Genomic DNA, 8,613 nt, shown 5'->3' with positions numbered 1-8,613 from the left:
GCGCCGCATCCCTTCCGGGCTGTCATGGAACCACCAGGGCGGCCCCAGCTTGAGCGCGGGATAATGGCCGGCCAGCGGGGCGAGTTCGCGCGAATAGACATCCTCGTCCAGCGTGAAGAGGATCAGCGTCAGGCGCGGATCGTTGCCATAGGCGTCGAGCAGCGGCTTCAACGCCTGCACGAACTCGCCCGCGGTCGGAATGTCGCCGCCCTTGTCCTTGCCGAAGCGCGCCAGCACGGCGGCATTGTGGCTGCGATGGACGCCGGGGTGCAGCTGCATCACCATGCCGTCCTCGATCGACATGCGCGCCATTTCGGTCAGCATATGGCCGCGGAACAGTTCCGCCTCCTTCGCCGAAACCGGACCGGTCGTGACTTTGGCATAAAGCGCCTCAATCTCTTCGCGCGGCAGGTTGGCGGTGAAGGCCGACGGATGGCCATGGTCGGTCGATGTCGCGCCCGCTTCGCGGAAGTCGGCGCGACGCTTTTCATGGGCGCGGAGGTATCCGGCATAGCTGCCCGCATCTTCGCCCGTCATGGCGCAGAAACGCTGCACATTGGCGATGAAGCGCGGATCGTCCGGGTCCAGCACCGGATCGGGGCGATAGGCGGTAACGACCTTGCCACCCCAGCCCGACGCACGAATGGCGCGATGATGGTCGAGCGGGTCAAGCGGCCCTTCGGTCGTCGCGATCACTTCGATATTATAGCGTTCGAACAGGGCGCGGGGGCGGAAGGCGGCGGTCTTGAGCGCCGCGTCGATAATGTCGTAATAATGGTCGGCCGTTTCCGCCTCCAGCCGCACGTCGATGCCGAAGGCTTCGGCGAAAACCCAGTCCAGCCACATGCGCGTCGGGGTGCCACGGAACAGATGGTAATTGGCGGCGAAGCGGTGCCAGATGGCGCGCGGGTCGCTTTCGGTGTCGCTGCCGTCTACGGTCGGGACGCCCAGTTCCTCCAGCTTCACGCCCTGGCTCATCAGCATGCGAAACGCATAATGATCCGGCACAATCAGCAGCTCGGCGGGATTGGCGAAGGGTTCGTCATAGGCGAACCAGCGCGGATCGGTATGGCCATGCGGCGACACGATCGGCAGATCCTTCACGCTCGCATACAGGCGGCGCGCAATGTCGCGCGTGGCCGGGTCCGACGGAAACAGGCGGTCGGGGTGCAGGCTGAGAGACTTTGTCATGCGGCACTTTCGGGAAGAGTGGCGATTGCCGGCTGGTAGCGCGGCAAAAGGAGGTGGATCACGCCGAGCGCGATCAGATAGGCGACGGAGGCGACCGCGAAGATCGGGCCGAAGCTGCCGATGGTTTCCAGGATCACGCCGGCAAACTTGGCCATCAACATGCCGCCGACCGCGCCCGACAGGCCGCCAAGGCCGACGACCGATCCAGCCATCCAGCGCGGAAACACGTCACCGGGCAGCGCGTAGAGATTGGCGGAAAAACCCTGATGCCCGGCGCAGGCCAGGCCGATCAGGCCGACCGCGATCCACATGGATGGCGCATGAGCGGCAAAGGCGATGGGCACGGCGCACAGCGCGGCGAGGAACATCGCGGATTTGCGCGACCGGTTGAGGCTCCAGCCCCGCCCCATGAAGCGCGACGATGCCCAGCCCCCGGCAATCGAACCCACATCCGCCAGCAGGTAGACGGCGATCAGCGGCGGACCGAAATCCAGCATCTTCACGCCATATTGCTTGTTGAAGAAATCGGGCAGCCAGAACAGGAATGTCCACCACACCGGATCGATCAGGAACCGGCCGGACATATAGGCCCATGTCTGACGATGGCGGAACAGGGTGGCCCATTTGACCGGGCGCTGCGGCTCCACAGGATCGGTTTCGATCCACGCCAGTTCTTCCGCGCTCAATCCCTTCTTGTCGCGCGGACGGCGATAGAAGGTCAGCCATGCCGCCAGCCAGAACACCGTCAGCAGGCCGGTCAGGATGAAGGCCCAGCGCCAGCCCATCGTCACCGCGATGATTGGCACGACCAGCGGCGTCAGGATGGCGCCGACATTGGACCCGGCATTGAAGATGCCGATGGCCAGCGCCCGTTCCTTCTTGGGAAACCATTCGTTGGTTGCGGCAATGGCGGCGGGGAATGTCCCCGCCTCCCCGATGGCGAGCGGGATGCGCGCCAGCAGCATGCCTGCCGTAGAGGTGAAGAAGATATGGGCGACATGGCCGAAGGTCCACAGCGCCACGGCCAGCGCATAGCCCGCCCGCGCGCCGATCCTGTCGATCAACCGCCCGAAAAAGACATAGGCGATGCCATAACCCGCCTGAAACCAGATGGCGAGGTCAGCATAGCCGCTCTCGCTCCAGCCATAGCGGGCCTGAAGATCGGGCTTCAGCGTCGGCAGGACCAGCCTGTCGATATAGCTCAGCACCACCGCCGCAAAGAGCAGGCCGCAGACGATCCAGCGAATTTTCCCGGAAGGTTTCGCTGGGCCTGACGGCTTGGGGATCGCCTGCGTCATGGGGCTTACCAGTTGAACATGGTGCCGTCTTCCAGACGGTTCACCGGCAGGAAGGCGCGCTTATATTCATATTTGGCGGCCAGTTCCTCGTCGATGTCGACGCCCAGCCCCGGCTTGTCGCCCGGATGCATCATCCCGTTTTCGAACGTATAGGCATGGGGGAATACGGCGTCGGTTTCCTCGGTATGGCGCATATATTCCTGCACGCCGAAGTTCGGGACACTAAGATCGAAGTGCAGCGCGGCGGCCATGCAGACCGGCGACAGGTCAGTCGCGCCATGGCAACCGGTGCGGACCTGATACAGGTCAGCCAGATTGGCGATCTTGCGCAGGTGGCTGATGCCGCCTGCATGGACCACAGTGGCGCGGATATAATCGATCAGCTGGTTTTCGATCAGTTCGCGGCAATCATGGATCGAGTTGAAAATCTCGCCCACGGCCAGCGGCGTGGTGGTGTGCTGACGGATCAGCTTGAACGCTTCCTGATTTTCAGCCGGGGTCGCATCCTCTAGCCAGAAGGGACGATACGGTTCCAGATCCTTGCCCAGGCGCCCTGCCTCGATCGGGGTCAGGCGGTGATGGATGTCGTGCAGCAGATGCACGTCCCAGCCCAGCGCTTCACGCGCGGCCTTGAACAGTTCGGGAACGACGCGCAGATACTTGCTGGTATTCCACACATTTTCGGTCGGCAGGTCGGCGTCGGCCGGTTCGTAGAAATATTTGTCCTTCGACACGCCATAGGTGGACGCCATGCCCGGCACGCCACACTGGATGCGGATCGCCTTGTAACCCTGCGCCTGATATTCCAGCGCGACCTTGACCGTATCCTCGATCGTGGTGCCGTTGGCATGGCCATAGACCATCACGCTTTCGCGGCTCGCCCCGCCCAGCAGCTGATAGACCGGCAGGCCCGCCAGCTTGCCCTTGATGTCCCACAACGCCGTGTCGACTGCGGCGATGGCCGACATGGTAACGGGGCCGCGACGCCAATAGGCGCCCTTGTAGAGATACTGCCAGACATCCTCGATCCGGTGGGCGTCCCGGCCGATCAGGCAGGGGATGACATGGTCGGTCAGATAGCTGGCGACGGCCAGCTCGCGGCCGTTCAGCGTGGCGTCGCCCAGACCATAGACGCCTTCGTCCGTGATGATCTTCAGCGTGACGAAATTACGGCCGGGGCAGGTGATGATAACCTTGGCATCAACTATTTTAGGCATTTGTATGATCCTGTTCAGATGATTTCGAGCGTAACGGTTTGAAGATTCCGGCTGTCCGGTCCGACCATGATGTCGAACAGACCGGGTTCGACCACTTCCTGCATGTCGAGGTTCCAGAGGGAAAAGGCTTCCGGGCCAAGGGGCATGCGCACGGTCCTCGTTTCGCCGGGGGCGAGCGTGATCCGTTCAAATCCCTTCAGTTCCCTGATCGGCCGCGTAACGGACGCCTGCCTGTCATGGACGTAGAGCTGGACGACTTCGTCCCCTGCCCTGTCCCCGGCGTTGCGGACGTCGACCTCCACCGTCACCGATCCGCCGACACCAATCCGTGAAGAAGAAAGTCTTGGCTTTCCAATTTCAAATCTTGTGTAGCTCAGGCCGTATCCGAACGGAAAAAGCGGACTGATGTCTTCGAATACATAGCCGCGCCGGGCGCTTGGCTTGCGATTGTAAAAGACAGGTAGCTGCCCTGCATCGCGCGCGACCGTGACCGGCATCTTCGCGCCCGGATTGACGTCGCCGAACAGGATGTCCGCCATGGCGGCGCCGCCTTCCTGCCCCGGATACCAGCATTCCAGCAGCGCATTCGCGCCATCGACCACGGTCGGATAGCTGGGCGGGCGGCCGTTGATCGCGCAGACGACCACCGGCCTGCCGGTCGCCTTCAGCGCGGCGAACAGCGCATTCTGTTCGCCCAGCAGGTCCAGGCTGGTGCGATCGCCCAGATGGTTCTTGGCAAAGCCTTCGCGGCTGGTCTGTTCCGTGTCGCCGATGGCGAGCAGGATGACATCCGCCTCCTTCGCCACCTCGACCGCCTCGGCAATCAGCTGGCGGTTCCGGGCCGGGTCGGCCAGCAGCACCGCGTCGGCGGACCGGTCCTCGCTTTGCGTGATGAACACGCCCTGCGCGTGGACGACCTGCGCCCTGCCCTTCAGCTTCGCCTGAACGCCCTCCAGCAGCGATATGGTCTGGCGCGGCGTACTGCTATACCCGCCAAGGCGCGCAATGGCGGCGTTAGGACCGATCACCGCGACCGTCCCGTGCGCGCCGGGCGTCAGGGGCAGCGTACCGTCATTCTTGAGCAGCACGATGGAGCGTTGCGCGGCCGTCAGCGCCAGAGCGCGCGCCTCCGCATTGCCCGTCAACGCTTCATGGTCACGCCGCGGCCAGGGATTTTCGAACAGGCCCGCGCGGAATTTCAGCGTCAACATGCGCATGACTGCCATGTCGACCGCTTCGATGGGCACTTTGCCGCTGCGGACCTGTTCCACGAGCGTCCGATAGGTCTGGCCATCGGGCAGCTCGCAATCCACGCCAGCGCGAAGAGCGGCGCGTGCAGACGCTTCCCCATCGGGCTGAACATGGTGGATGGTGTCAAGTTCGTGGACGGCGCCATAATCGCTGACCACCGCGCCGTCGAAATGCCATTCGCCGCGCAATATGTCACCCAGCAGCCATATATTCTGGTGGCTGGGCACCCCGTCAATTTCATTATAGCTGGGCATGACCGCCGCGATGCCGGTGCGCTTCACCACCTGACGGAAGGGCGGAAAGAAATTCTCCCGCAATTCCCGTTCGCTGATGGGCGCGGGCGCGACATTCTCACCACTTTGCGGCTGGCCATGGCCGGTCATGTGCTTGAGCGTCGCCATGACCTTGTCGGGGCCAAGCGTCTTGCCTTCCCCCTGCAGGCCCAGCACCGCCGCGACACCCATTTCGCCGCACAGATAGGGGTCTTCGCCAAAAGTTTCCTCGATCCGGCCCCAGCGCGGGTCGCGGGCGATGTCCACCACCGGCGACAGCGCCAGATGAACGCCGCGCGCGCGCACTTCGCGGGCAATGACGGACTGGACATCCTGCATCAACTGCCGGTCGAAACTGCCCGCCATGCCGATCGCCATCGGGAACATGGTGGCGTCGCTCGCCATATAGCCGTGCAGCGATTCTTCATGAAACAGGACCGGGATGCCGAGCCGGGTTTCATCCATCGCCCATTTCTGGACGGCGGTGATGAACGCGACGGTATCGGCCGGGCTGCGCCAGCGCGCACCGACGCCGCCCGCCTGCGTCGATCCATTGGGCGCGCCGCGACGATCCGACGGCCGGGTGATCTGGCCGAAGCTCGCCGGATAGGCCTTGCTCGCCTTTTCCGGCGAGAAGGTAAGATCATCCATGATGTCCGCCTTGGTCGCCCAGAGCGCGATGATCTGCCCGACCTTCTCTTCCAACGTCATGCGGCCGATCAGGTCGCGAACGCGCAGGTCGATGGGCGCGGTCGCATCCTTGTAGAGCGGCCCGCTTTTCTTCGCGGCAACGGCAGGGGCCGCCGCCAGAAAAGACGTAGAGGCCATCAACCCCAGCGTCTGACGCCGTGCGAAAGCCGCTTTCACGGCGTGACCGTCAGCGTCGCGGATTTGAGCGCGACCGAACTGTTGCCGGTCATGATCTCGAAATCGCCCGGCTCGACCACGCGGTGCATGTCTGCGTCCCACATCTGCAGGCTTTCGGGGCTGATCGTGAAACTGACCGTGCGCATTTCACCGGGTTTCAGGGTTATGCGCTGAAAGCCCTTCAACTCCTTGACCGGCCGCGTGACCGAGCTGACCTTGTCGCGGATATAAAGCTGAACGACTTCATCGCCCGCCCGCGCGCCGCTGTTGCGAACATCGACCGAGACAGTCGTCTTGCCGCCGGTGCCGATGCTGGTCGCGGCCAGACGCGGCGCCGACAGGTCGAACGTCGTGTAGGAAAGGCCAAAGCCGAAGGGATAAAGCGGGTCGGTGGTATCGAACAGATAGCCCCGACGCGCCGACGGCTTCGCATTATAGAACATCGGCAATTGCCCGACCGATCGCGGGACTGTGACGGGCAGCTTGCCGCCGGGGTTCACATCGCCGAACAGCACGTCCGCGACGGCATTGCCGCCCTGCTCGCCCAGATACCATCCCTCAAGAATGGCGTTGGCCTGTTCACTGACCGTCACCGTCGATGCGGGGCGCCCGTTGATGAGGACCACGGTAATCGGCTTGCCCAACGCCTTCAGCGCGTCGAACAGTTGCTGCTGCTCACCTACCAGATCGAGGCTGGGACGGTCGCCCAGATGATTGTCGGCCCATCCTTCGCGGCTCGACTGTTCGGTGTCGCCCAGCGTCAGGACGATCCGGTCCACACCCTTCGCCGCCTCGACCGCCTGCGCGATCAGCTTGCGGTTCTCGACCGGGTCGGACTTGACGACCTTGTCTTCCCACCAGTCGTCATTTTCGGTGATCTTCACGCCCTGCGCGAAGACGATCTTCGCCTTTGCGCCGACCTTCGCCTTGATCCCGTCGAGGATCGACACCGTATGCGGCGGCTGACCATAATAGCCGCCCAGACGGGCAACGGCAGCGCTCGGCCCGATGACGGCGATCGTCCCTTCGGGCTTCAGCGGCAACATGCCGTCATTCTTGAGCAGGGTGATGGACCGCTGCGCCGATTTCAGCGCCAGTGCGCGCGCCTCCGCATTGTTGGTGATCGCCTCCGCCTTCGCCCCATCGGCATAGGGATTTTCGAACAGCCCGGCGCGGAATTTCAGCTCCAGCATGCGGCGGGTGGCAAGGTTCACCTTGTCCTCGCTCACCTTGCCTTCACGCACCAGCTTGCCCAGCGTGGCATAGGACAGGCCTTCGGGCAGGTCGGCATCGACCCCGGCGTCCAGCGCACGGATCGCGGCCTCCTCCAACGTCCCCGCAATATGATGGATGCTCATCAGCTGGTCGACCGCCGAATAATCGGAGACGACCGCACCGCGAAAACCCCATTCTTCGCGCAGGACATTTTCCAGCAGCCAGCGATTGGCATGGCTCGGCACGCCATCGATTTCATTATAGCTGGCCATCACCGCCTCTATGCCGGTGCGCTTCACCACCTGTTCGAAGGGGGGGAAGAAATTTTCGCGCAGTTCGCGTTCGCTGACCGGCGCGGGGCCGACATTGGTGCCGCTTTCGGGCTGGCCATGGCCGGTCAGATGCTTCAGCGTCGCGAACACCTTGCCTGCGGGCAGGTCACGGCTGCGACCGACGCCTTGCAGCCCCTCGACCGCGGCCACGCCCATTTCGCCGACCAGATAGGGATCTTCGCCATAAGTTTCCTCGATCCGGCCCCAGCGCGGATCGCGGGCGATGTCCACCACCGGCGACAGCACCATCGGCACGCCGCGCACACGGATTTCCCGCGCGATCACGCTGTTGACGTCACGCAGCATGTCCGTGTCGAAGGACGACGCCATGGCGATGGATTGGGGAAAGCTGGTCGCGCCGACGGCCGCATAGCCATGCAGCCCTTCCTCATGAAACAGGATCGGGATGCCGAGCCGCGTCTGCGTCATCGCCCATTTTTGCAGGGCGTTGACCAGTGCGACCGTCTGGCGCGGATTGCGTCCTGGTGCGACCCGAGGACTGAAACTGCCCTTTCCGTCGGAAGGCCGGGTGAAATGGCCAAGGCCATTGGGATATTGCGCGACCAGCTTTGCCGGATCGATCTGCATCCGGTCATCGAATATCTTGACCTTATCGGTCCAGACCGTCGTGATCTGCGCGATTTTTTCGTCCAGCGTCATGCGCGACAGCAGATCGTCGACGCGCGCTTCGACCGGGGCGGAGGCATCCTTGTAAACGGGCTTTGCGGATGTGGCGGCGGCGGGCGCGGACTGTGCGACGGCCATTGGCAGCACATGACTCAGCGCCAGCACCGAAGCGGCGCAGAGGATTTTGCTGGTACGGATCACGACGCCCCTCTCCATTTTTTTGATGCAGCGATCTTTCCGCTTGCCGCAACCAAACTGATAGCGTTACCATTGCGTCGACAAGAAGGTCTTGTCAATGCCCGATGGAACGGCATTGACGGTCTGCATCAGGGGAGAGGATAAA

General features: G+C 63.3%; 5 protein-coding genes. All 5 read right to left on the bottom strand.

The window, feature by feature from the left end; genetic code table 11:
• Positions 1-1,191 (bottom strand): glucuronate isomerase (gene uxaC / locus ACOJSJ_RS06080; protein ID WP_420144092.1); only part of this gene is annotated, 1,191 nt, incomplete at its 3' end.
• Positions 1,188-2,489, bottom strand: coding sequence for an MFS transporter (locus ACOJSJ_RS06075; RefSeq protein WP_420144091.1), 1,302 nt, complete (start codon positions 2,487-2,489; stop codon positions 1,188-1,190). The genes ACOJSJ_RS06075 and uxaC, both read right to left, overlap by 4 nt.
• A 5-nt stretch (positions 2,490-2,494) precedes the next feature.
• Positions 2,495-3,706 carry a D-mannonate dehydratase ManD gene (gene manD, locus ACOJSJ_RS06070; protein ID WP_420144090.1) on the bottom strand — a complete coding sequence of 404 codons (1,212 nt, stop codon included), beginning with the start codon at positions 3,704-3,706 and terminating at the stop codon, positions 2,495-2,497.
• Between the two features lie 14 nt (positions 3,707-3,720).
• On the bottom strand, positions 3,721-6,057 hold the full coding sequence (locus ACOJSJ_RS06065) for a glycoside hydrolase family 3 N-terminal domain-containing protein (RefSeq protein ID WP_420144089.1): 2,337 nt from the start codon (positions 6,055-6,057) through the stop codon (positions 3,721-3,723).
• Positions 6,058-6,092: 35 nt separating this feature from the next.
• Positions 6,093-8,471, bottom strand: a complete 2,379-nt coding sequence (locus ACOJSJ_RS06060) for a glycoside hydrolase family 3 N-terminal domain-containing protein (RefSeq protein ID WP_420144088.1) — start codon at positions 8,469-8,471, stop codon at positions 6,093-6,095.
• Positions 8,472-8,613: the final 142 nt, after the last annotated feature.

The organism is Sphingobium sp. (genome assembly GCF_048594625.1).
GTDB lineage: Bacteria > Pseudomonadota > Alphaproteobacteria > Sphingomonadales > Sphingomonadaceae > Sphingobium.
This window is presented reverse-complemented; position numbering and strand designations above follow the sequence as displayed.

Excerpts from the sequence above, each read along its gene's own strand:
- ACOJSJ_RS06065 (WP_420144089.1), bottom strand. The coding sequence starts at position 6,057 with ATGGCCTCTACGTCTTTTCTGGCGGCGGCCCCTGCCGTTGCCGCGAAG.
- ACOJSJ_RS06075 (WP_420144091.1), bottom strand. The coding sequence starts at position 2,489 with ATGACGCAGGCGATCCCCAAGCCGTCAGGCCCAGCGAAACCTTCCGGG.
- manD (WP_420144090.1), bottom strand. The coding sequence starts at position 3,706 with ATGCCTAAAATAGTTGATGCCAAGGTTATCATCACCTGCCCCGGCCGT.